This window comes from Streptodolium elevatio, assembly GCF_053592165.1.
Genome location: NZ_JBSFVE010000014.1, coordinates 128,138 through 152,283, shown reverse-complemented (window position 1 = coordinate 152,283; position 24,146 = coordinate 128,138). Strand labels below are relative to the sequence as shown.

At 72.8% G+C, this 24,146-nt stretch carries 16 protein-coding genes; 10 read left to right on the top strand and 6 right to left on the bottom strand.

Annotated features, from left to right (window positions below):
* The first annotated feature begins 86 nt into the window (after window positions 1-86).
* Both ACWD12_RS25070 and ACWD12_RS25065 read left to right on the top strand, forming a co-directional pair.
* On the top strand, window positions 87-1,484 hold the full coding sequence (locus ACWD12_RS25070; RefSeq protein WP_450101430.1) for a metallophosphoesterase: 1,398 nt from the start codon (window positions 87-89) through the stop codon (window positions 1,482-1,484).
* A 7-nt stretch (window positions 1,485-1,491) separates the two neighbouring features.
* The gene (locus ACWD12_RS25065) at window positions 1,492-1,878 is read left to right on the top strand and encodes an MmcQ/YjbR family DNA-binding protein (protein ID WP_358359890.1); all 387 of its coding nucleotides are present in this window, start codon (window positions 1,492-1,494) and stop codon (window positions 1,876-1,878) included.
* A 34-nt stretch (window positions 1,879-1,912) separates the two neighbouring features.
* Here the strand turns inward: ACWD12_RS25065 and ACWD12_RS25060 are convergent, their stop codons facing one another.
* On the bottom strand, window positions 1,913-3,511 hold the full coding sequence (locus tag ACWD12_RS25060) for a glycosyltransferase family 39 protein (RefSeq protein ID WP_450101429.1): 1,599 nt from the start codon (window positions 3,509-3,511) through the stop codon (window positions 1,913-1,915).
* 549 nt (window positions 3,512-4,060) lie between these two features.
* Here ACWD12_RS25060 and ACWD12_RS25055 point away from each other — a divergent pair.
* Entirely contained in the window at window positions 4,061-4,789 is a 729-nt protein-coding gene (locus tag ACWD12_RS25055) for a WecB/TagA/CpsF family glycosyltransferase (protein ID WP_450101428.1), read from the top strand.
* 122 nt (window positions 4,790-4,911) lie between these two features.
* Window positions 4,912-7,197, top strand: coding sequence for an ATP-binding cassette domain-containing protein (locus ACWD12_RS25050; protein ID WP_450101427.1), 2,286 nt, complete (start codon window positions 4,912-4,914; stop codon window positions 7,195-7,197).
* Between the two features lie 62 nt (window positions 7,198-7,259).
* Here the strand turns inward: ACWD12_RS25050 and ACWD12_RS25045 are convergent, their stop codons facing one another.
* The gene (locus tag ACWD12_RS25045; protein ID WP_358351555.1) at window positions 7,260-8,468 is read right to left on the bottom strand and encodes a GAF domain-containing protein; all 1,209 of its coding nucleotides are present in this window, start codon (window positions 8,466-8,468) and stop codon (window positions 7,260-7,262) included.
* A gap of 290 nt (window positions 8,469-8,758) precedes the next feature.
* Here ACWD12_RS25045 and ACWD12_RS25040 point away from each other — a divergent pair, with 290 nt between their 5' ends.
* From ACWD12_RS25040 to ACWD12_RS25015, 6 genes are all read left to right on the top strand, one after another.
* Window positions 8,759-9,559, top strand: a complete 801-nt coding sequence (locus tag ACWD12_RS25040) for an alpha/beta fold hydrolase (RefSeq protein WP_450101426.1) — start codon at window positions 8,759-8,761, stop codon at window positions 9,557-9,559.
* 96 nt (window positions 9,560-9,655) lie between these two features.
* Window positions 9,656-10,585 carry an SAM-dependent methyltransferase gene (locus tag ACWD12_RS25035; RefSeq protein ID WP_450101425.1) on the top strand — a complete coding sequence of 310 codons (930 nt, stop codon included), beginning with the start codon at window positions 9,656-9,658 and terminating at the stop codon, window positions 10,583-10,585.
* Window positions 10,586-10,750: 165 nt separating this feature from the next.
* A complete protein-coding gene (locus ACWD12_RS25030) occupies window positions 10,751-13,465 on the top strand; it encodes a SpoIIE family protein phosphatase (RefSeq protein WP_450101424.1) in 2,715 nt (904 codons plus the stop codon).
* A complete protein-coding gene (locus ACWD12_RS25025) occupies window positions 13,440-15,566 on the top strand; it encodes a SpoIIE family protein phosphatase (protein WP_450101423.1) in 2,127 nt (708 codons plus the stop codon). The genes ACWD12_RS25030 and ACWD12_RS25025 overlap by 26 nt, the downstream gene beginning before the upstream one ends.
* Window positions 15,567-15,747: 181 nt before the next feature.
* Window positions 15,748-16,443, top strand: a complete 696-nt coding sequence (locus tag ACWD12_RS25020) for a polysaccharide deacetylase family protein (RefSeq protein WP_450101422.1) — start codon at window positions 15,748-15,750, stop codon at window positions 16,441-16,443.
* A gap of 154 nt (window positions 16,444-16,597) precedes the next feature.
* Window positions 16,598-18,325, top strand: a complete 1,728-nt coding sequence (locus ACWD12_RS25015) for a hypothetical protein (RefSeq protein ID WP_450101421.1) — start codon at window positions 16,598-16,600, stop codon at window positions 18,323-18,325.
* Between the two features lie 132 nt (window positions 18,326-18,457).
* Here ACWD12_RS25015 and ACWD12_RS25010 read toward each other — a convergent pair whose 3' ends face one another.
* The 4 genes from ACWD12_RS25010 to ACWD12_RS24995 form a co-directional block, all read right to left on the bottom strand.
* A complete protein-coding gene (locus tag ACWD12_RS25010; protein ID WP_450101420.1) occupies window positions 18,458-19,579 on the bottom strand; it encodes a glycerophosphodiester phosphodiesterase in 1,122 nt (373 codons plus the stop codon).
* Window positions 19,580-19,843: 264 nt separating this feature from the next.
* A complete protein-coding gene (locus ACWD12_RS25005; protein WP_450101419.1) occupies window positions 19,844-22,099 on the bottom strand; it encodes a (Fe-S)-binding protein in 2,256 nt (751 codons plus the stop codon).
* Window positions 22,100-22,214: 115 nt separating this feature from the next.
* Window positions 22,215-23,249 carry an electron transfer flavoprotein subunit alpha/FixB family protein gene (locus tag ACWD12_RS25000; RefSeq protein WP_358351579.1) on the bottom strand — a complete coding sequence of 345 codons (1,035 nt, stop codon included), beginning with the start codon at window positions 23,247-23,249 and terminating at the stop codon, window positions 22,215-22,217.
* A gap of 38 nt (window positions 23,250-23,287) precedes the next feature.
* Window positions 23,288-24,085 carry an electron transfer flavoprotein subunit beta/FixA family protein gene (locus tag ACWD12_RS24995; protein ID WP_358351582.1) on the bottom strand — a complete coding sequence of 266 codons (798 nt, stop codon included), beginning with the start codon at window positions 24,083-24,085 and terminating at the stop codon, window positions 23,288-23,290.
* Between the last annotated feature and the right edge of the window lie 61 nt (window positions 24,086-24,146).

Sequence of the window (24,146 nt, the reverse complement as noted above, 5' to 3'; positions counted from 1 at the left end):
GCGCCATCCCGGCGACGGCGGCCCCTGGTGGGGGTGCGGGGGACGCAACGTAGGCTTCCGGCAGGAACACATGCGGGGAGCGGCGAGTGGCGGTTGTTCTGGTGGTCGTGGCCATTGTCGCGCTGGTCGCGGCCGTCATCGCGGTGCACTGGTACGTGTGGCGTCGCATGGTCCGCGACACCACCCGTCCCGGCGGCCCCGCGCGACGCGTCGGCACCGTGGTCGTCGTCCTCCTCCCGCTCGTGAGCTTCGGCGCGACGCTGTCCACGCGCGCGGAGGCGCCGTTCACCCTTCAACGCGTGCTCGCCTGGCCCGGCTATCTGTGGCTCGCGACGCTGCTTTACCTCGTGCTCGCGCTCCTCGTCGGTGAGGCGGTACGCCCGCTGCTCAGCCGCTTCCTCGCCCGCCGCGACGCGGCGACCGCCGCACCCGGCGGCGAACCGGCCCCCGGCAGGGCCTCGGAAGACGAAGACCCCGCGCACACCCCCGCGCACAGCCTCGCGCACGAAGCGCTGCCCGAACCGGTCACGGTGCCCGCCGACGTGCCCGGTACGCGCGCGTCCGCCGACTCCTTCGGCGCCGACCACCCCGAGCCGCCGAGCCTGCCCGCCGTACCGCCGCGCAACGCAGCCGAGCCCGACCCCGGAGCCGAACCGGCCGTGTCCCGGCGCCTGTTCGTGTCCCGCACGGTCGCCGTCGGGGCCGCGGCGGTCGCGGCCTCCACGGTCGGGTACGGCGCGTACGGCGTCCTGCGCGGGCCGCGCGTCAAGCGCGTCACCGTGCCGCTCGCCAAACTCCCGCGTGCCGCCCACGGGTTCCGCATCGCGGTGGTCAGCGACATCCACCTCGGGCCGATCCTCGGCCGCGGCCACGCGCAGCGCGTGGTGGACGCGGTCAACAGCACGAACCCCGACCTCATCACCGTGGTGGGCGACCTCGTCGACGGCTCGGTGGACAACCTGCGGTCCGCGGCCGAGCCGCTGCGCGGGCTGCGGGCCAGGCACGGGGCGTTCTTCGTGACCGGCAACCACGAGTACTTCTCGGGCGCGGACGAGTGGGTGGAGCACGTACGCGAGCTCGGCATCCACCCGTTGCAGAACGCCCGGGTCGAACTGCCCGCCTTCGACCTCGCCGGGGTCAACGACTTCGCGGGCGAGGACGAGGGCGACGGCCCCGACTTCGCGGCGGCCCTCGGCGACCGCGACCGTACGCGCACCTCGGTCCTGCTCGCGCACCAGCCGGTGGCGATCCACGACGCCGTCGACTTCGGGGTGGACCTGCAACTGTCCGGGCACACCCACGGCGGACAGCTGTGGCCGGGCAACTTCGTCGCCGAACTGGCCAACCCGACCGTCGCCGGGCTGGAGCGCTACCGCGACACCCAGCTCTACGTCACGCGGGGCGCCGGGGCATGGGGGCCGCCGGTACGCGTCGGCGCGCCCTCGGATGTGACGCTCGTGCAACTGGCGTCCCGCCAGGCATGATCATCACATGACACCCGAAGAACTGAAGGCGGCGTGCCTCGCGTTCAACGGCGCGAGCGAGGAGTTCCCGTTCCCGCGCAATGCGCATGTGTCCGTGTTCAAGGTCGGCGGCAAGATCTTCGCGCTCGGCGCGCTGGGCGACACGCCGCTCACAGTGAGCCTCAAGTGCGATCCCGAGCTGGCGATCCGGCTGCGCGCCGAGTACCCGGCGATCGTCGGCGGCTACCACCTCAACAAGCGGCACTGGAACACCGTGACGCTCGACGGAAGCGTCCGCGACGACCTGGTCCTCGACATGATCGAGGACTCGTACGACCTTATCGTCGCAGCGCTGCCGAAGATGGAGCGCCTGAAGCTCGACTGGCCCGGCGAGAAGGCCCGGGGCTCCGAGTAGGCCCCGCGGTCCTCGACGGCCTCGCGTCAGCCGGTCAGTAGCCGCGCCGCATGTCCGGCCACATGACCGACCACGGTGCGGTGGTCCCGGTGCACAACTGGACCTGCGCGTCCTGCTCCTCGTTGTCGACGTCCTTGCCGTTGTCGACGCGCCCGACCAGTCGGCAGCCGGTGAAGAAGCGGTCCTGGCCCTCGGCGCCGTCGATGCGCACCAGGAGCACCGGCCCGTTCGCCGAGTCCGGCGGCGGCCCCCAGTCGGCGAAGGCCATGTGGCCCGAGTACGGCTCGGGAAGGCCGCGTTCGGGTCCGTAGCGCACCAGCGCGCCCGCCTCCCCGTAGTTCCCGGCGAACACCACCGCACGGGCCTGCTGGTCGGCGGGGACCTGCCGCCAGCCGAGCGCGACCGCGTCGGCCAGTTCCGGCCAGCCGACCTGCTCGCCTTGCTCCTTGTTCATCGCGTTGGGCACGTCGAGCGAGTCGGCGGGCAGCACGGGCAGGGTGACGACCGCGTTGACCACCGCCGACACCGCCAACCCGGCGATGACCAGCCGGGCCCGGCGGGTACGCCACCCGTCGCGCATCCACCGCACGACGGGCGCACAGCCGGCCGCGGTCATGACCAGCAGCAGCGGCAGCGCGTAGTACGACTTGCCGCCGGTCGCCAGCACCGCGAGGCATACCAGCGGGTACGCGACGGCGACCGCCCGCGCCCAGCGCAGCGCCGGGTCGCGGAACAGCGCGACCAGTCCGGCGGCCCACACGGGGACCAGGAACGGCGACAGCATGATGATCTGCTGCGGCACGAACATCGCGCGGTTCTCGCCGCCGTCCTCCTCGCGGATACCCTCCGCGACATCGAGGGTCGGCCAGTCGTGGTCGATCTGCCACAGCACGTTGGGCAGGGCCAGCGCCACCACGATCGCGGCGCCGACGAGCGGCCACCAATTGCGCAGCACCCGTCGGGGGCCGACCGCGAGCACGGCCACCAGGAGCGCGCCGGCGAGCATCGCCACGAGGTGCTTGTTGAACAGGCCGATGCCGACGGCGACGCCCATGGCCGGCCACCAGCGTCCGTCGCCGGTGCGCAGCAGCCGCAGTGCGATCCAGGTTATGACCAGCCAGCACAGCAGGTCGAACGTCGAGGTCGAGACCATGTGCCCGCTCGCGAGCACGTACGCCGACACCGTCGCGCACAGCGCCGCGAGCACCTGGACCCTTGGTGTGCCCCCGAGTTCGCGTGCGGTGAGGGCGACCACGAACACCGCGGCGACGGCGGCGAGCAGGGCGACCGCACGCAACCCGGTGGGGGAGTCGCCGAACAACTCCGTACTCGCGCGCGCGAGTAAGGGGGTGAGCGGCGGCTGGTCGACGTAGCCCCAGGCGAGGTGGTCGCCGGCGGCCATGAAGTACAGCTCGTCGCGGTGGAACCCGTAACGGCCGGAGAAGGCGGCCTGCACGGCCGCGAAGACGACCGCGACGACGGCGACCGGCTTCACCGCGAACGCCGGGAGGTCCGGGTACCGGGCGGTGGCCGAGGTGGGGGTGGCGGGGGCAGTTGGGGCGGCGGTGGACGCGGGCGCCTCCGGGCGCGTTTCGGGATCCGGCCCGGTGCGCTTCGTCTGATCGGAACTCACAAGTCCCCCAAGATGGTTGACCACGAGGCGCCGCCGCACCGCGCCGACCTGCGGTCCACCGGGACCTGCCCGTCCCGCCGGAGCCGCCCCCAAGGATGCCTCGCCCCGTGGCGTTGCGAAACCCCTGGTCTTCAATCATCCGTTTGAATTTTGTTCGACGCCGCGCGGGCGGCGCGGGACGCGATCGGGCCCCGGTGTACCCGCGCCAGGGCGGGTCACCGTCGACCTGCGGGCGGAGGTCCTCTCCGGGCGCAGGGCACAGGGCGCAGGGCGTCGGGCGCAGGGCACCGGGAGGCCGGTCGCCGGGACCGCGCGGGGCGGGTGGATCAGTGGCACGCGGGTGGGCGCGGTGCGCCGAACGGGTGGGCGCTTCGTGCGCGGCAGCGCGGAACGCCGTGCGCGCGGCGGGGGACCAGTACCTTCCGGAGTGGTTTGTCACATTGTCTTTAGATTGGGGCCTGCCATGCCGCACGTCGACACCGTCTTCACCGGTGCCGGTGGCCGCACCGGAGCGCGCCTGACCCGTGCACTCCTCGCGGGGGTGCGCCGATGAGCGGCATCGCACGCGTCGACGTCCTCGGCGTCGGCATCAGCGTCGTCAACCGGGCCGCCGCGGTCCACGAGATCACCCGGTGGATCGACACCGGCGAACGCCACTACGTGTGCGTCACGGACGTGCAGGGCGTCATGGCGTCCCGGCGGGACCGCGAACTCCGACGCGCGCACAACGAATCCGGGCTCACCGTGCCCGGCGGTGCGGCGATGGTCCGGGCCGGGCACCGCGCGGGCGCGCCCGGCATGCGGCAGGTGACCGGGCCGGACCTGATGCTGGACGTGCTGGCCCGCGCGGTGGAGCGCGGATGGACGTCGTACTTCTACGGCGGCGCGGAAGGCGTGCCCGAGATGTTGGCGAACCACCTGGGCCTGCGGTTCCCCGGCCTCAAGGTGGTCGGCGCCTACTCGCCGCCCTCCCGTCCGCTGACGCCGCGCGAGCATGCGGCGATCACCGCCCGCATCAACGGCAGCGGCGCGGACCTGCTCTGGGTCGGCCTCCCCACGCCCGAGCAGGAGCGATGGATGGCGGAGCACCGCGGCCGGCTCGAAGCCCCCGTCGTGCTGGGGGTGGGCACGGCGTTCGGCAGCCACGCGGGCCGCAGGTCGCAGTCGTGGGCAACGGGACCACGCCGGCTGTGGCAGCGGTACGCGCGCGACAACCCGGCGTACCTGACCCGCATCGCGTTGCGGCGACCGCGGCTGCGCATGCCTGCGGAGAGGTGAGGGCGAGGCGCGTCGGCGACGTGCGGCAGACGACCGCGCTCCGCCGAAGCGCGCGGGCGGTCGATGTCGGAGGCGTTGCATAGGGTGGCCGGAACCCCCGAACCGCCGCAAGGAGATCGCGTATGCCCGCCTCGTCCTCCGACCGCCGAACCGCCGCAGCGGACCAACACGACGTGATCCAGGTGCGCGGCGCCCGCGAGAACAACCTGCGGGATGTGTCGCTGGACCTGCCCAAGCGGCGTCTGAGCGTGTTCACCGGGGTGTCCGGATCGGGCAAGTCCTCCCTGGTGTTCGGCACCATCGCCGCCGAGTCGCAGCGGTTGATCAACGAGACCTACACCGCGTTCATCCAGTCGTTCATGCCGAACCTCGGGCGGCCCGACGTCGACGGGCTGCACAACCTGAGTGCGGCGATCGTCGTCGACCAGGAGCGCATGGGCGTCAACTCGCGGTCCACCGTCGGCACCGCGACCGACGCGTACACGATGCTGCGCATCGTCTTCAGCCGGCTCGGGCAGCCGCACGTCGGCACCTCCACCGCGTTCAGCTTCAACAGCCCCGAGGGCATGTGCCCGCGCTGCGAAGGCATCGGGCAGACCTCCGACATCGACATCGACCAACTCGTGGACCGCACCAAGTCGCTGAACGAGGGGGCCATCACCGTCCCCGGCTTCAACGTCGACGGGTGGTACGGCCAGACGATGGCGAACTCCGGCTTCTACAGCCCGGACAAGAAGCTCGCCGACTTCACCGAGCAGGAGTGGGAGGACCTTCTCCACAAGCCCGCCTGCAAGGTCAAGATCGGCTCCAACAACATCAGTTACGAGGGCCTGGTCGTCAAGGTCCGCCGCATCTACCTCGCCAAGGACCGCGAGGCGATGCAGTCGCACATCCGCGCGTTCGTCGACCGCGCGGTCGTCTTCGCCGACTGCGCGGACTGCGGGGGCACACGCCTGAGCGCGGCGGCGCTGTCGTCCCGCATCAACGGGCGCAACATCGCCGAGTGCTCGGCGATGCAGATCAGCGACCTCGCCGAGTTCGTACGCGGCGTGGACGACCCGTCGGTGGCGCCGATGCTGGCGAGCCTGCGCGCGCTCCTGGAGTCGCTGGTCGAAATCGGCCTCGGGTACCTCAGCCTCGACCGCACCTCGTCGACGCTGTCCGGCGGCGAGGCGCAGCGCGTCAAGATGGTGCGGCACCTCGGGTCGAGCCTGACCGACGTGACGTACGTCTTCGACGAGCCGACCGTCGGCCTGCACCCGCACGACATCCAGCGCATGAACGACCTGCTGCTCCTGCTGCGCGACAAGGGCAACACCGTGCTCGTCGTCGAGCACAAGCCCGAGGTCATCGCGATCGCCGACCACGTGGTCGACCTCGGGCCCGGCGCCGGGACCTCGGGCGGCGAGATCTGCTACACCGGGGACGTGGCGGGCCTGCGGGCGTCCGGCACGCTCACCGGCCGCCACCTGGGGCACCGCGTGCGGCTGCGCGACAGCGTGCGCAGGCCGACCGGGCACATCGCCATCGAGGGCGCGGACCAGCACAACCTGAAGGACGTGAGCGTCGACATCCCGCTCGGCGTGCTGACCGTCGTCACGGGCGTCGCCGGATCCGGCAAGAGCTCGCTGATCCACGGCAACCTGTCCGGCCGGGACGGCGTCGTGGTCGCCGACCAGTCGGCGATCCGCGGATCGCGGCGCTCGAACCCGGCGACGTACACGGGGCTGCTCAACCCGATCCGCACCGCGTTCGCCAAGGAGAACGGGGTCAAGGCCGCGCTGTTCAGCGCCAACTCGGAGGGCGCCTGCCCGACCTGCAACGGCATCGGACTGGTCTACACCGACCTGGCGATGATGGCCGGGGTCGCGTCGGTGTGCGAGGCGTGCGAGGGAAAGCGGTTCACCCCCGAGGTGCTGACGTACCGGCTGCGCGGCAAGAACATCAGCGAGGTCCTGGACATGCCGATCGAGGAGGCGCACGCGTTCTTCCCGTCCGGGCAGGCGCACGCCATCCTCGGCCGGCTGAACGACGTGGGGCTCGGCTACCTGCGGCTCGGGCAGCCGCTCAACACACTGTCCGGCGGCGAGCGGCAGCGCATCAAGCTGGCGATCCACATGGCCGAGAAGTCGTCGACGTACGTCCTGGACGAGCCCACGACCGGCCTGCACATGGCCGACGTCGACAACCTCCTCGCGCTGCTGGACCGCCTCGTGGACGAGGGCAACACGGTCGTCGTCATCGAGCACCACCAGGCCGTCATGGCGCACGCGGACTGGCTGATCGACCTGGGCCCCGGCGGCGGGCACGACGGCGGCGAGGTGGTCTTCACCGGGACGCCCGCCGACCTGGTCGCGAGCGCGGACACCCTCACCGCCCGCCACCTGCGCGACTACGTCAAGTCCTAGGCAGCCACGGCAAAGTCGCGCCGGGCGCGGGAGCTGCCCGGCGCGACTTTCCGGGCACCGCACTAGCGGTTGTGCGGGAGGGCCGCCCAGCGGATGGCGCTGTCGGGGTCGGCCGCGTCGGCGACACGGTGCCGCAGGCGGTCGTGCAGCCGGTCGCGGAGCGCCGCGACGCCGGGGGCCCGGGAGCCGGGGAGCAGCGGCCCGGGGTAGCGGTCGAGCAGTTCGGGAACCGGTGCCGCGGCGACGTCGCGGTCGAGGGCGAGGAAGTCGGCCTCGAACTCGCCGGTTACGCGGTAGGGGTCGGAGGCCAGTCGGTGGCCGAGGACGGCGCGCAGCCGGGCCAGTTCGGCGCGTACGGTGATGGCCCGCCCCTCGGGGCCGTACACCTCGGTGGCCAGGGCCTTCGCGGTCATGCCGCCCGGGTCGGCGAGCAGCAGCGCCATGATCTCGCTGTGCCGGCGCGCCAGTTCGTGGGTGGTCCCGGCTATCTCCAGGCTCGCCCGGGCGCGGCCCAGACCGTGGAAGCGCAGCGTCGGCGTGACGACCGGGCCGGTCGCGGCGTCGCCCGCGGTCACCAGGAACAGCCCGCCCGCGGCGAGGCGTTCCAGCAGCACGACCTGGCCGCCCGGGAGTACCGCGGGGCCTTCGCGCGGCGGGCCGGGGAGCCGGGCCGGCAGCCAACCCGGCGGGTCGGAGTGCACGATGGCGCCGTCCGGCGCGGCTATCGCGCTGCGGGTGCCGAGGCGCCGGGTGAGGCGTTCGACGTAGCGGTTGCGCACCCGGGCGGTCTCGCGCAGGCGTACCGCCTCCAGTTCGGACAGCGCGAGCCGGCGCGCGGTGTCCAGCAGCGGCACCGCGAGCGGCTGCCAGTCGCGTTCCGCACACGTGAAGTCCAGGACGCCCAGCAATTCGCCGGTCGCGGGGTCGTGGATCGGGGTGGCGGTGCAGGTGAAGGCGGTTGCCGCGGAAAGGAAGTGCTCGGCGCCGAAGACCTGGAAGGGCCGGCCGGTCGCCAGCGCCGTGCCCACGCCGCTGGTCCCCGCGAACTCCTCGCTCCACAGCGCGCCCGGCAGCAGGTGCGCCCGCTCGGCGACGCGCAGGGTGGCGTGGTCGCCTTCGACCCACAGCAAGTGGCCGTCGGCGTCGCTGAGGAACAGCAGTTGCCCCGGGCCGGCGGTGGCCGCGGCCAGCGAACGCCGCAGCACCGGCCACACCTTGGCCAGCGGGTGCGCGTCGCGGCGCCGCGCGAGCGCGTGCTCGTCCAACGGCACGGGAGGCAGATACGCGTCCGGGGGAAGGTTGTTGCGTCGTGCCCGTGACCAGGAAGCCCGGATCGACGGCCGGACGTCGGAGGACGGCCCGCCGCCCCCCAAGGCGCGGTCCCGCGCCCGCGCGCCCCGTCGGTCCGACATACCGCCCACGCTACAACCCTGACGCAACCCCTTGCGTGCGCATGCTCACAGCGTGGCGCGTCGGCCACAATCGGGAACCGAGTCGCCGAGCGTTTCGTCGAACTGGTCAGCGCCCGCTGTAGCGGAGGATGGGGTCCCCAGTGCCATACGTGGAGTTGTCCGACGGTCTGCCGCTGTATTACGAGGACCACGGAACGGGCCGTCCCGTCGTCCTGCTGCACGGTTGGACGATGAACAGCGGTTTCTGGGCCGGCAACGTGCCCGCGCTGTCGGCGGACCACCGCGTCATAGCCCCGGACTTCCGCGGCCACGGCAAATCGGGCAAGACGCCTGAAGGCCATTCGATACCCCAATATGCCCGCGACGTCCGCGAGTTGCTCAAGGCGCTGGACGCCGAGGACGCCACGCTCGTCGGCTGGTCGATGGGCACCGCCGTGATCCTGTCGTACGTCCGGCAGTTCGGCTGCGACGGCCTGCGCAGCGCGGTCTTCGTCGACCAGTCGCCGCGCTTCCTGGACGGCCCCGACTGGGACTTCGCGCTCATGGGCGGCTACTCGGCGACCGATCTCGCGGTCTTCGCGCAGACCGTGCGGCACGCCCGGCCGCTGGCGATAAAGCCGTTCATCGAGGCCTGCTTCGCCAAGCTGCCGCCTGCGGAGAACGTCGACGCCGCCTATGCGGAGACGACGCAAACCCCCACGGAAGCCGCATTGGATGTGTGGATGGACATGGCGCACGCGGACTTCCGCGGGGTTTTGCCGGAAGTCCGCGTGCCGACCTTGTTGATCTACGGAGAACAGAGCAAGATTTTCCCCGGCGACCTCGCGGGCCACCTGGCCGACGCACTTCCGGACGCACAGGTGGAGCGCTTCGCCGAGAGCGGACATGTGCCATTCGTCGAGGAGCAGGGCCGCTTCGACACCGTCGTGACGGACTTCCTCCGCCGCTGACTCTCCCGTGACGGGTGGAGGAGGCGGCGGGGCCGCCCGGCGGGATCCACCCCCGGCCCGCCGGGTGCCCCGCGACCAGACCGGAGAACACGAGTGATGCCGATGCCGGAGGACGAGCGCGGGTCCCGCGCGCGCTCCGCATGCCGGGCGCCGGACGCGATGGGTGCGCAGCGACTGCCCCCGCCGCGCGGCCAGGCCGTGCCGCCGCAGGCGGCGCACCCGCCCGAGCCGCTTCCGGTGCGTGTCCCGCTGTTCCGTACCGACCGGCCGCACCCGGCCCGCATGTACGACTACTACCTCGGCGGCAAGGACAACTTCGCGATCGACCGCGAGGCCGCCGAGACCGCCCTCGCGGCGGCCCCGGAGATCCGCGAGATGGCCCGGCACAACCGGGGCTTCCTGCGCCGCGCCGTCGCCTTCGCGGCACGCACCGGGGTCGGGCAGTTCCTCGACATCGGGGCGGGCCTCCCCACCGCTGGTGACACGTACGACTACGCCCGCACCGGATCCCGCGACGTGCGCGTGGTGTACGTCGACAACGACCCCATGGTCCTCGCGCACGCCCGCGCCCTGCTGGCCCGTCCCGGCGGCGCGGCGAGCGTGGTGGGCGGCGACCTGCGCGAACCCGAGGCGCTGCTCGGCAGCCCGGAACTGGGCGAGGTGCTGGACCTCGCGCGGCCGGTGGCGGTGGTCCTGACCGCCGTCGTGCACTACCTCTCCGAGGAGGACGACCCCGGGCGGATCCTGGCGACCCTCATGTGCGCGCTCGCCCCGGGCAGCCTCATGATCCTTTCGCACACCACCGGCGACGTGAACAGCGACTCCGCGCACGCGGCCGCGGACGCCTACCAGAGCGCGTCGACGTCGATGACGCTGCGCTCGCACAAGGAGGTCGCCGAGCTGTTCGACGGCCTGGAGATCGTGGAGCCCGGCATCGTGCAGGTGCCGTACTGGCGTCCCGACCGCCACCCGCGCGGCGGCAGCGACCGCATGTGGATGTACGCGGGAGTGGGCCGCAAGCCGTAGCGGTTCCGCAGCCGTTTCGCGCGGCCGCGCGCGGCCGTTCCGCGGTCCCTCCGATGTGCGGCTCCGCTTGACACGGGACCGGGGGAGGCGTACCCCGAGAACTATGTGCGAGCGATCGGCGCGGCACGCGCCGCGCCGCGCGAGCCGGCACGCAGGTACGGCACGATGACCGGCATCGCGCCCGAGCCCGGGGCTGTGCACAGGCGTGCCCACGGCCCCCAGCCCCCCGCCCACCCTGCGCACGGGCCGCCCGCGCCCGGTCCCGGCGGCCACGACACCCTCACCGACGCCCTCGACGAGGCGCTCTCGACCGGGCTCGCCCAGGCGGTCCAGGCCACCGGCGCGTACGGCGGCGTCGCCTACCTCAGGTCACCCGATCGACGGGCTCTGGTGCTGGCAAAAGTCGCCGGCCTGTCGGTCTCCCTCGTCGACCCGTGGGGGCGCATCCCGGTGCACGGCGCGATGCCCGCCGCCGAGGCGTTCCGGACAGGGCGAATCGTTTTTCTCGCCGACGCGGGGGAGACGGTGCGGCGCTTCCCGCAGCTGGCGCTGGGCATGCCGTACGCCTTCGCCTCGGCCACCGCCGCCGTGCGCTGCGGGGACGAGGCCTGCGGCGCGATCGTGCTCCTGTGGCCCGCGACGCCGGGCCAGGGCCTCACCGGGGCGCGCCGCCGCCGGCTGCGGGCGGCCTGCGTGCGCCTGGGCAACGTGCTGGCCGAGATCGCCGGCCGCGGCGAACCGGTCGAGTACGACGGCCCGCCGACCGCCGCCCCGCTGTGGACCCCGGTCCTGTCGCCGATCCGCGTCGGCCTGTTCGACTGGAACACCGAGACCGGCGCCTTCGCGGCCGACGACGTGCTCTGCGAGCTGTTCGGCGTGCCCCCGGCCGACTTCGACGGCCGCGCGACCACCCTGGCCGACCGTGTCGTATCCGGCGGCGGACGGGAGTTCCGTGAGGCCGCCCGGCGCGCCGTGGACACCGGGCGCGTGCTCGCGTGGCGCCTCCAGGTCGAGGGGGAGGGCGGCGTACGCAGGCTCCTGGAGCTGTGGGGCCGTGTCCCCGACGACTCCGGGCCGCACCTGGTCGGCGCGGTCCTCGACCTCGGCTTCGGCGCCGCCGCGGCCGAGGCCGTCGAGCGGCTGCGCGACGGCGTCTTCTCGCTCGACCCGGACGGCCGCATCACGTACGCCAACCGCAACCTCCAGGGCATGCTCGGGATCCGCCTCGAGGACGTCATCGGCCGCACTCCGTGGGAGGCGTTCCCGTGGCTGGCGGACCCCTCGTACGAGGACCGCTACCGCGCCGCGATGCTCTCGCAGCAGCCCGGCGCGTTCCTGGCCCGCACCCCGCACGACCGCTGGCTCGCCTTCTCGCTCTACCCCGACCCCTACGGCGTGACCGGCAAGGTCGTCCCGGTCGGCCCGCCGCCCGGCGCACCGGGAGGCCGCGGCACCGAGCACGACGACCGTCCCGCGCCCCCGCCGACCCTCCCCGCGACACCCGCCCGGCTCGGCGCGATCTACCACGTGCTCCAGATGGCCGGCGCGCTCACCGAGGCGGTCAGCGTCGACGAGGTCTGCGAGGTCGTCGCCGACCAGATCCTGCCGGCCTTCGGCGGACAGGAGCTGGCCGTCTACATCGTGCGCGACGGCCGCTTCCACCTGGTCCGGCAGACCGGCTACCCGGAAGGCTTCCTGGATCCCTTCGAGGGGGTCACGACCGACGCCGGGCTGCCCGGCGTCGACGTGCTCACGCACGGCGTGCCGATCTTCTTCGAGTCGGTGAGCGACCTGACCGGCGCGTACCCGGGCATCCCCGTCGACGAGATGTCGTCGTGGGCGTTCCTGCCGCTGATCGCGTCGGACCGGCCGGTCGGCAGCTGCATCCTGGGCTTCGGCCGACGCCACGTGTTCAGCCCCGAGGAGCGCTCGGTGCTCACCGCGCTCAGCGGCCTGATCGCCCAGGCGCTGGAGCGCGCGCGGCTGTTCGACGCGGAATCCGCGCTCGCCCGCGGCCTCCAGCACGCCCTGCTCCCGCACCGGCTGCCCGACCTGCCGCACCTGGAGGTCGCCGCGCGCTACCTGCCCGGCACCCAGGGCATGGAAATCGGCGGCGACTGGTACGACGTCATCGACACGGGCAACGCCGTCGCCCTGGTGATCGGCGACGTCGAGGGCCACAGCGTCGCGGCGGCCGGGATCATGGGCCAACTCCGCAGCGCCGTCCGTGCCTTCTCGACCGGCGGCAAGGAACCCGGGCAGGTCGTCGCGTGCACCAACCGGCTGCTCGCCGACCTGGACCCGGGGCTGTTCGCCAGCTGCTGCTACATCGAACTCGACACGCGTACCGGCGTGTGCCGCATCGTCCGGGCCGGGCACCCGCCGCCGATCGTGTGCGGCCCCGACGCCGACGCCCACGTCCTGGACGTGGCGGGCGGCACCCTCCTCGGGGTGGACCGCTCGTCCGACTACCCGGTCACCCGGGTCGTCCTGCGCCCCGGTTCGCTCCTCGCCCTGTACACCGACGGCCTGGTGGAGGACGCGGGCGACGACATCGGCAACGGCATCGAACGGCTGCGCGCGTCCGTGGCCCGCGGCCACCCGCCGGGCGGGTCGCGCGCGACGGTGGCGGTCGCCGACCTCGCGGACCGCCTGGTACGCGAGGCGGGCCGGGTCACCGACCGGGCCGACGACGTGGCCCTGTTGCTCACGCGCTGGACGGGGCAGGGAGAGAGAGGGGGCGAGACCCGGGTTGACACCGGGACCGCCACCGGGACCGACGACACCGGGACCGACACCGAGACCAATGCGGGGGCCGACGGGGAGCACCGACGACCGAATGAGGTGGAGAACCATGGGCACGCCGAACGCCCGGCCTGACGGCCGCGACGCCGACGAGCCCTGGAGGCTCCCGGCCGGCTGGGACTGGGCACTCGTCGACCACCTCCTCGGCCGCGCACCCCTGGGCATGGCCCTGATGGACACCGACCTGCGCTGCGTATGGCTCAACGACACCCTCGAACGCGGCGGAGGGATCCCACGCGCGAAGCGCCTCGGGCGCACCCTCGGTGAAGTCCTGCCGGACCTCCCGGCCGCATCCATCGAGGCCAACATGCGCCGCGTGCTCGCCACCGGCGAACCGCTGATCGATCTGGAGTACCGCGGGCGCACGGCTGCGGATCCGGAGCACGAGCACGCGTACTCCACCTCGTTCTTCCGGGTCGACGACCCGGCCGGGCAACCGCTCGGCATCTGCTACGTCGTCGTCGACGTCACCGACCGCTGGCGCGCCCGGCGGCGCATGGCGCTGCTGAGCGAGGCCGGCATGCGCATCGGCACGACGCTGGACGTCGCCCGCACCGCCCAGGAACTCGCCGACGTCGCGGTGCCCGGCCTCGCCGACTTCGCCGCGGTCGACCTGCGCGAGTCCGTGTTGCGCGGCATCGAGCCGGCCCCGGGCCCGGTGCCCGGCGACCCCGGCCTGCGACGCGTGGGGCAGCGCTCGGCCCGCGACGATCCGCGCGAGTCGTACGCCCGGAACGGCGAGTACGTCCCGGTCCGCGCCGACTCGCCCGCCGCCCGCTGCCTCGTCGACCGCCGCGCCGTCCTCGAACCGGTGCTCGACCCGGACTCGGTCGGCTGGATCGCCCGGGACCCCGAGGTGGCCCGCCGCCTGCGCGCGGTGGGGCTGCACTCGCTGATGGTCGTCCCGATCGCGGTCCGCGACCGCGTGCTCGGCGTGGCGCACTTCTTCCGGCGCGGCAGCCCCGAGCCGTTCGAGGGCGACGACCTCATCCTCGCCGAGGAGTTCGTGTCGCGCGCCGCGGTCAGCATCGACAACGCCCGCCGCTTCGCCCACGAGCACGCCGCGACGCTCGCCTTGCAGCGCAGCCTCCTGCCGCACGGGCTGCCCCGGCAGACCGCGGTCGAGGTGACCTCGCGCTACCTCCCCGCCGACGACCGCACCGGCGTGGGCGGCGACTGGTTCGACGTGATCCCGCTGTCCGGCGCGCGCGTGGCCCTGGTCGTGGGCGACGTCGTCGGCCACGGAACCCACGCGGCCGCGACCATGGGACGCCTGCGGGCGTCCGTGCACACCCTCGCCGACCTTGACATGCCTCCGGACGAACTACTCGCCCACCTGGACGACTTGGTCATGCGCTTCGTCGACGAGGAAGGCCGGGGCGAAGGCGGCCTCGACACCACGGCTCTGGGCGCAAGCTGCCTCTACGCGGTGTACGACCCGGTGAGCCGCGTCTGCACCCTCGCCCGCGCCGGCCACCCGCCGCCCGCACTTGTGCGTCCCGACGGGACGGTAGAGTTCCCCGACTTGCCGGCGGGTCCGCCGCTCGGGCTGGGCGGCATGCTGTTCGAGTCGACGGAACTCGAACTCCCGTCCGGCACCCTGATGGTGCTCTACACGGACGGCCTGGTGGAGTCGCGGGCCCACGACATCGACCAGGGCCTCGACCTGCTGGGCGCGGCGCTCGACCGGCCGGACCGCCCGCTTGACGACATCTGCGCGACGGTGCTGGACACCCTTGTACGCCAGCCGCCGGAGGACGACGTCGCGCTGCTGGTCGCCCGCACCCGCACCCTGGACGCCTCGCATGTCGTGTCGTGGGAGCTGCCCGCGGACCCGGCCGTGGTGGCGGAGGCGCGCGAGCGTACGACCCGGCAGCTCGCCGACTGGGGGCTCGACGACATCGCCTTCACCACCGAGCTGGTGGTCAGCGAACTGGTCACCAATGCGATCCGGTACGCCGCCGGCCCGATCAACCTGCGCCTGATCCGGGACGACAGCCTCATCTGCGAGGTGTCGGACGCGACGAGCACGTCTCCGCGCCTGCGGCACGCCCGTACGTTGGACGAGGGCGGCCGCGGGCTGTTCCTGGTCGCGCAGTTCACCCAGCGGTGGGGCACGCGCTACACGGCCGGTGGCAAGACGATCTGGGCAGAGCAACCGATCGCCGCGGCCTGAGGCCGCCGGGCCGGTCCCCGCGCCGCGGCCGGCGCACGGCCCCTTCACCCGTCCGAGTCGTCATCGTGCGAATTCGAATGCCCGGTTGGCGCCTTGGGTACGGCCCCTGCGGCGCCGCAGCGGCGCCTGACGCCGTGCCCGGTCCGCGTGCGCTCCGGGTCGAACGAGTTGGGGGATCCACGTGCGTGTTCGCGCCGTCGTCGGCGGGCTGGTCGTCGTGCTCCTGTCCGCACTCCTCGGCCCCGGGGCCGGGACCGCCGAGGCGGCGGGGGTGGACTGCCGCCATGCCAAGTGCGTCGCACTGACGTACGACGACGGACCCGCGGCGGCATCGACGGGACGCCTCCTCGACCACCTGCGCGCACACCGGGCCAAGGCGACGTTCTTCATGCTGGGCGTGCAGGCCGACAAGTTCCCGCGCGTCGCCCGCCGGGTGGCGGACGAGGGCCACGAGATCGCGAACCACACGTACGCGCACAAGGACCTGCGCACACTCTCCACGACCGCCGTGCGCCGTGAGGTGAGCCGCTCCGCGACCGCGATCACCCGGGCGACCGGGCGCTACCCCTCGCTCGTGCGGCCACCGTACGGCGCGCACAACGAGCGCGTCCGGGCCGCGATCAAGGCGCCCGTCGTCATGTGGAGCGTCGACCCGCGCGACTGGGCCGACCGCGACGCACGCGTCGTCACGTCGCGGGTCCTGGGCAATGTGCGCCCCGGCTCGATCGTCCTGATGCACGACATCCACCGCTCGACCGCGGACGCCGCCCCTGCGATCATCACCGGGCTGCGCAAGCGGGGCTACCACCTCGTCACCGTCTCCGAGCTGTACGGCGGCACGAGGCTGACGCCGGGCAAGGTCTACACCAAGCGCTGACCGCCCGCCCTCCCGCACGCGTGCAACCGGGCCGCACCACCTCTCCACAACCCGGCGCACCCCAAGCTTTGGGCAAACAACTCTCCCGGAGCCCCGGCCCGCTCGGCACAGGCCCGTGCCGCCTCATACGATGGTGATCAAGTGAGGGGGCGGTGTGAGCGTCAAGACCGTAGGACCGGCATGGTCGCCGGCAAGAGCGGGACTGGGCCCGGTCGCCGCATGGGCGTCGGCCGAGGGTTCGCCGCGTGAGGCATTGTTCCTGGGGTTCCCCGCCGAGCGGGGGTCCGAGGTGGACAGTGCCGTCGAGGCCGTACGCGGCCTCGGGGCCCGGACCGCGGTGATCGCGGACGTACCGTACGGCGTCCACCCGCCGGCCCCGGGCGGAGCGCGGCCGCGCGCCTCCCGTCCGTTCTCCCCGCGCGTGCTGCTGCTGCTCGGCGACGAGTCGGCGCGGCTGGCGGTGGGCTCGGCCGCACCGGTCGGCGCCTCGGGCGGCGACGCCCTGTGGACCTCGGTCGCCTGCGACGGCGGCGCCTCGCACGCGATGCTGGCCGACCTCGCGGACTGGCTGGAGATGCTGCCGGGGACCGTCGGGTTCCCGCCGTGGGCGGAAACCCATCTGCGCGACCTGGCCGACATCATCGCCGAGCGACATATAAGCGCCCCCGACGACACGGCGCCGGGGCAACCCGGTACCGAGGCACGCCTCCTGCACAACCTGCACGCTCCTCTGCTCGGCCGCCTTCCCGAGGGCCCCGTGGACGAACTGCATTTGTCCGCACCGGTGGTGGACGCCGACGCACGGGCCGTACGCGCCCTCGTCGAACGCCTCGCCCCCGCCCGCATCGCGCTCGCCCTCCCGCCGCCGCGCGTCGGCTACGACCCCGACGCGTTCGCCCGCGCCCTCGCCGGCCGCGACGCGGAGATCCGTATCGTCGACGACGCGCACATGCCGCAAGGACGCCTCGTCCAGTGGCGTACCGGCGACACCTGGACCGTGCTGACCGGCGGATCCGACCTCACCTGGGCCGCTCTCGGCGAGTCGGCCGGCGCCGGCGGGACCGTGGAACTCGCGGTCCTCGCGGGCGGCGACCCGGCGCTGATGCCCCGCGACGGGCTGCGGATCGCGCAGACCGCGGGCGACCCGGCGGTGGTGGCCCAGGATGCCGCGGCTCCGCGTGCCGCGGCGGTTGTCCCGCCCACAGCTGCACCGACGCCCACCGCGGCGCCGGTGTCGGCGCCGGTTCCGGCAGCCGTCCCCGCGCCCGAGCGGGCCCACCCGCAGGTGGCCGCGGCCGTCCCCACACCTGCTCCGGCTCCGGCGCCCGCCGCACCCCCGGCCCCCGAAGCCGCGGACGCAGCAGTGCCCGCCGCGCTCACCCCGCCCGCGCCCACCCTGCCCGCGTCGAGCTGGCAAGAGGACGATTTCCTGGACGACACACCGGAGTTCGAGGGCCCGTACGCCGACGCCCTGGCGTCCCTCGCGCAGTCCGGCTGGTCGGCGGACGACCAGGACGGGATCTGGGAGGTCACCGGCTCGTTCGCCAACCCGCTGCCGGTGGCGGCGCAGGCGGTGGACGCGCTCGGGCCGCACCACGAGGGGCTGTTGCTGGTCCGCGCGGCGAGCAAGGGCCGCTGGGTGTTCCTCGCCTGGAACGGCCACGACCTCGTGATGCTGAAGCACGACCAGCCGGTGTGGCGGACGTACCGGGTGGACGCGCCCGCCACCCCCGGCTCGCGCTTCAGCGGCGGCAGCGTCGCCGTGCCCGGTCTGGTCGCCACGACCCCGCAGGTCAAGGGAGCCCCGCCGGTGCTGGCCGGCATGCTCGGCGAACTGAGCTGGGACTACCCCGAGTTGATCAAGCGGCTGTTCGTCGACTGACGGACCCCGCGCATGCCGTGCCGTGCGCGCACGACATGCGCGGGGACTCGGCAGCCGCCTCAGTCTCCGTGGCCTCCTGGCGATCTCCGCGGGCTGCCGGCTTGCCGGGAGACCGGCGGGTCCGCCGGCGACTCAGTCCGGGAGTCCGGTCCGGGCCGCGACCGCCGTGTCCGGCTGGTCGGCGAACACGCCGTCCAGACCGAGGCCGTAGAACAGCTCGTACTCCGCGGTGATGTCGCCGCGGGCGTTCGGGTCGGCGCCGAGGCGGAAGTCGGTCGGCAGGAACTGGTTCTCGGCCCGGAACGTCCAGGCGTGCACGACCAGTCCGACGCGGTGCGCGTCGCGTACCACCGTCGTCGGGGCGAGCAGCTTGCCGCTCGCGTCACGCGGCACCAGCAGGTTCTTGTTGGTGCCCACGCCGTCCGCGTACGTCGAGATCCACTTCAGGTTCGCGGCCTTCGCGAGGTCCTGGTAGCTGCGCGGGTCGCCGGACACCACGAAGTCGTACGGCTTGCCGGCCGCGTCCAGCAGCTGCGCGAGCCGGACGTCCGTCATCTTGTCGAGCTTGCGCAGGTTCGCCGTCTCGAAGGACTGGACGATCACCGGCGCCTTGCGGCCGGTCAGCCGGTTCCGGCGCAGCAGGTCCACCAAGGGCTCCTCCAGGGGGAGGCCGATGGACTGGAAGTACGTCGGGTGCTTCGTCTCCGGGTAGATGCCGATCGTGCGGCCGAGCCGACGGCCCTCGCCGCGCGCGAGGTCCACGACCTCCTGAAGCGTGGGCACTTCGAAGCGGCCGTCGAAGGTCGTGTTGGTCGGCCGGACCAGCGGCAGGCGCTCCTTCGCCCGGAGCGTCTTGAGCTCGGTGAGCGTGAAGTCCTCGGTGAACCACCCTGTGACGGACACCCCGTCGATGGTCTTGGTCGCCTTGCGCCCCAGGAACTCCGTGCGCGTGGCGACGTCGGTCGTACCGGAGATCTCGTTCTCGTGCCGCGCCACCAGCACGCCGTCCCGCGTCGCCACGAGGTCGGGCTCGATGTAGTCGGCACCCATGCGGATCGCGAGACGGTACGCCTCAAGAGTGTGCTCCGGACGGTAGCCGCTGGCCCCTCGGTGCGCGATCACCAACGGCTCCGCGGACGACCGCGACGGCCGGTCTCCGCTGCCGTGCGCAGAAGCGGGCCCCGCGGCGCCCGTCGTGACCAGGGTGGCAAGCAGCGCGCCGGCCAGTCCGAGTGCGGGAAGAACACGTCTCAACGTCGTCTCCTGTCGTTTGACCCGGCTTTCCGAGCTGAGTCAAACGACGAAGGGCGACGCGGGGTGGCGGTGGACCTGACACACGGATGAAGCTCTCGCGAACGTCCGGAGCACCCCGCTACCGGGTAGTCCCGCACACGACGGCGCGGCAGCGCATCGCGACCGAGGACCATCCTCCCCGACCGAAGCCCCGGCCCGGACGACGGCGTACGAGGCGGACCGCCCCGCGGGTCCGGTCCGGGCCGGTGACTTCTGCGGCCGGGACTACGCCTCCCCGGGGACCACCGTCGATTCCGGGGGCTTCGGGGTGTCCGTCTCCGGTGTTGTGCCGTTGGACGACGTGGTGGCGGCTTTGCCGTTCTCCGCAGGTGTTGCGGCTGTCGTCGTCGGCTTCTCGGGCATTCCGGGGCGGCGGCGGATCGACTGGAGCAGGACCTCCGACACGTCGGTGACGCGTACCGACTCGGCTGCCTTGCCTTCCTGCTTCCGCACCGCGACGCCGTCGGTCAGCATCACGATGCAGTACGGGCACGCCGCGGTGACCAGGTCCGGTTCGGTGCCCAGCGCCTCGTCGGTCCGGGTCTCGTTGATCCGCGTGCCGATCGTCTCCTCCATCCACATGCGCGCGCCGCCCGCGCCGCAGCAGAAGGAGCGTTCCCGGTTGCGCGGCATTTCGGTGAGACGAACTCCCGGAACGCTGCCGAGGATTGCGCGCGGCGGGCTGAACACGCGGTTGTGCCTGCCGAGGTAGCACGGGTCGTGGTACGTCACCGCGGCGTCGACCTCGTTGGTCGGCACGAGCTTGCCGTCCTCGACCAACTTGGCCAGCAACTCCGTGTGGTGGACCACCTCGTAGTGGCCGCCGAGCTGCGGGTACTCGTTGCCCAGGGTGTTGAAGCAGTGTGCGCAGGTGACCACGATCTTCTTCGTCTCGCGCTCGCCGAACGCGGCGTTCAGCGTCTCGACGTTCTGCGTCGCCAGCTCGTGGAACAGCAGTTCGTTGCCCATGCGCCGGGCGGCGTCGCCGGTACAGCCTTCGTCGCGGCCGAGGACCGCGTACCCGACGCCCGCTTCGTGCAGCAGCTCGGCGACCGCGCGGCTGGTCTTCTTGGCGTGGTCGTCGAGTGAGCCGGCGCAGCCGACCCAGTACAGGTACTCGACGTCCTCGGGGATCTCCTCGCCGCCCAACACCCGGACCTCGAAGGGGAGTCCGGCGGCCCACTCCATCCGGGCCTTCTTTCCGCGTCCCCACGGGTCGCCCTTGCGCTCCAGGTTGCGCATCATCGAGGCGGCTTCCTTGGGGAACTCCGACTCCATCATCACCTGGTAGCGGCGCATGTCGACGATGTGGTCGACGTGTTCGATGTCGACGGGGCACTGCTCGACGCACGCGCCGCAGGTGACGCACGACCACAGGACGTCGGGGTCGATGACGCCGTTGACGTCCGAGCCGCCGACGAGCGGGCGTTCGGCCTCCGCGATCTGTTCCGCGGGGAGTGCCGCGCGGGCCTCGTCGGAGGAGGCGAGCAGGTACGGGGCCTTGGCGAGCGCGTGGTCGCGCAGCGACATGATGAGCAGCTTGGGGGAGAGCGGCTTGCCGGTGTTCCACGCGGGGCACTGCGACTGGCAGCGACCGCACTCGGTACAAGTCGCGAAGTCGAGCAGGCCCTTCCAGGTGAAGTCCTCGATCGCGCCGCGGCCGATCTTGTCATCCTCGTCGGGGTCGTCGAAGTCGACCTTCTTGCCGCCCGAGTAGACCGGAAGCAGCGTGCCGAGGGCGCGCGGGCGCCGCGAGAACAGGACGTTCAGCGGGGCGAGGAAGATGTGCAGGTGCTTGGAGTACACGACCAGCACCAGGAACGTCAGCACGATGCCCAGCGACAGCAACACCGCGACGTGTTCCAGGATTTCGTTGTTGTGCTCGCCCATCGGCTCCAGCACCTCGCCCACCGCTTCGGAGGCGAACGCGCCGTTCTCGAACGGGAAGGTGCCGGTGTTGGTCTGCGAGCCGCGGAAGAGCAGCAGCGTCCACATCACGTTGAAGATCATGAACAGCACCAGCCACGCGGCACCGGTGTGCGAGCCGAAGAACCGCGAGCCCCGGCCCTCCCGTTCGGGCGACTGGCGCAACCGGATCGCGGCGAACGCCACGATGCCGACCAGGACGGCGACGATGAAGGTGTCCTCGAGCGCGCCGAGCCACGCCATCTTGCCGATCAGCGGAATGTGGAAGTCCTCGTCGAACAACGCCCCGTAGCCTTCGACGATCGTCGCGCCGAGGATCACGAAGCCCCAGAACACCGCGAAGTGCGCGGCCCCCGCACCGGTCCACTTGAGCAGCTTGCGTTGCCCGAACACCTCGGTGGTGACGGCCCACAGCCGGGTCCCGACATCACGTGTGCGGTCCGGGTCCACCGGCTGGCCCTTGCCGCCCAGCCGGTAGAGGGTCAGGACACGCCGACCGGCGAGCGCGAACGCCACCGCCGTGATCGCCAGTCCGATGACGAGTCGTGCGACCACTTACGCCTCCGCGAGGTCTCGGGTACCGGTACGCCGTGCCCTGTGCTCCGTTCTCGCCGTGCTGTTCCGTCGTGCCGTTCCGTTGTGCTGTTCCGTCTGCTGTTCCGTTGCGCTGTCAGATCGCTTCGGTGGCGGCCGGGTTCCGGCGCCGGGCCAGTTCCTCCAACAGCGCGGGGAGCACTTCGTGCAGGTCGCCGACCACGCCCACGTCGGCGATCCGGAAGATGGGTGCCGTCGGGTCGCGGTCGATCGCGACGATCGTCGCGGCGTGCTGGATCCCCGCGCGGTGGTGCACGGACCCGGAGATCCCGCACGCGATGTAGAGGCGCGGGTGCACGATCGCACCGGTCTGCCCGATGAGCGCGTCGTGCGGGCACCATCCCAGATCCGCCGCCGCGTGGGTCCCGCCGACCGCCGCGCCGAGCGCGTCCGCGACCTTCTCCACCAGCGCGAACCCCTCGGCGGAGCCGACGCCGCGGCCGCCCGCCACCACCACCGAGGCGGCGGCCACCGACGGCCTGCGGTCCGGCTTGCGGGTACGCGCCACCACGCGCACCCGGCGGTCCGCCTCGGGCAGCGTGACGCGCATCAATTCGACCGCCGGTTCCGCGATGGCCTCGGCGGGAGCCGGGGCGGGGGCGGCACTTCCGCAGGCGACCGTGATCACCGGCGCGGTGCCGCGGACCACCGACTCCACGCGGTAGGCGCCGCCGCACACTTCCTGCACGGTGACCGGCCCGTCCGGGTCCGCGAACACGTCGACCGCGTCCGTGACGATCCCCGAGCCGAGCCGTACCGCGACGCGCGCGGCGATCTCCCGGCCTTCGCGGTCGGACGGCACCAGCACGGCCGCCGCGGACATCTGCCAGGCGAGTTCGGAGATCGCGTGCACGGCGACGGCAGTCGAGGCCACGCCGCGCGCGCCACCGGCGCCGGCTGTTCCGACGGCCGGTTCCGCCATGTCCTCGACCACGCAGACGCGTGTCGCGCCGTACCGTCCCAACGCCGCGATGACGCGCGGCTCCACGGGCCGCCGTACGACCGCCACGGGCGAGCCCAGCCGCCGGGCCATGCCGAGCAACCGGTACCCGGACACACAGACGGCGCCTTCGGCGCCGTCACATTCCACGAGCACGAGCACAGGTTGCATGCAGAGCCTCCCGCGCATTCCTCGGCCGGACCGCCGGCTCAGATCAGTTGGTGCTCCGACAGGTAGCTCGCGAGCCGTTCCGCCGCGTCACGGGCGTCGCCGCGGACGATCAGGGCCGGTCCCTGTCCCGCGTACGGCGTCACGCTGCGCACCACGGTCGCCGACGCGCCGAGGCCCACTTCGTCGGGGCGGATCCGCAGGTCCGCGAGGGACCACGTGCGTACGACCTTGCCGCGCGCCTCGACCACCGAGCGGTACGCCGGATAGCGCGGCTCGCCGACCCGTTCGGTGACCGACACGACGGCGGGCAGCGTCAGGGCGATGTCGTCCGTGGTCGGACCGGCGTCGCGGCGTACCACGACCTCGTCCTCGCCGGCCCACACCGCGTCCGCCTCGCACGCCACCGGCACGCCGAGCCGCTCGGCGACCATGGCGGGCACCACGGACATCCCGGAGTCGGTGGACGCCGTACCGCACAGCACCAGGTCGAAGCCGATGCGGCGGACCGCCGCGGCCAGCACCAGCGACGTCGCCTGCGCGTCGGAGCCGTGCAGCGCGTCGTCGACGACGTGCACGGCCTCGTCCGCGCCGAGGGCCAGGGCCCGCACCAACGCCCGTGCGGCGCCCGGTGGTCCCATCGTCACGACGCAGATCTGCACGTCCATGCGGCGCCGGGCGATCCGCATCGCCTGTTCGACGGCATACTCGTCGGGCTCGCCGAGCCGACAGGTCAGTGCCTCCCGGTCCACCGTCAGGTCGTCGGCGAACACCCCGTCCGTCAGGGGACGGTCGACGGTCTCGTCGGGGACGTGCTTGACCAACACCACAAGCTTCACCGCTGCTCGCCTCCGCTCAGCTGCGGATCGTGCTGCCGGATGCCGAGTGTAGGGGCAGCGC

What these genes read in the sequence shown, in the direction of transcription:
- ACWD12_RS25065 (WP_358359890.1), top strand. Translation starts at nt 1,492, where the DNA reads ATGACACCCGAAGAACTGAAGGCGGCGTGCCTCGCGTTCAACGGCGCG.
- ACWD12_RS25035 (WP_450101425.1), top strand. Translation starts at nt 9,656, where the DNA reads ATGCCGATGCCGGAGGACGAGCGCGGGTCCCGCGCGCGCTCCGCATGC.
- ACWD12_RS25030 (WP_450101424.1), top strand. Translation starts at nt 10,751, where the DNA reads ATGACCGGCATCGCGCCCGAGCCCGGGGCTGTGCACAGGCGTGCCCAC.
- ACWD12_RS25050 (WP_450101427.1), top strand. Translation starts at nt 4,912, where the DNA reads ATGCCCGCCTCGTCCTCCGACCGCCGAACCGCCGCAGCGGACCAACAC.
- ACWD12_RS25000 (WP_358351579.1), bottom strand. Translation starts at nt 23,249, where the DNA reads ATGCAACCTGTGCTCGTGCTCGTGGAATGTGACGGCGCCGAAGGCGCC.
- ACWD12_RS25025 (WP_450101423.1), top strand. Translation starts at nt 13,440, where the DNA reads ATGGGCACGCCGAACGCCCGGCCTGACGGCCGCGACGCCGACGAGCCC.
- ACWD12_RS25055 (WP_450101428.1), top strand. Translation starts at nt 4,061, where the DNA reads ATGAGCGGCATCGCACGCGTCGACGTCCTCGGCGTCGGCATCAGCGTC.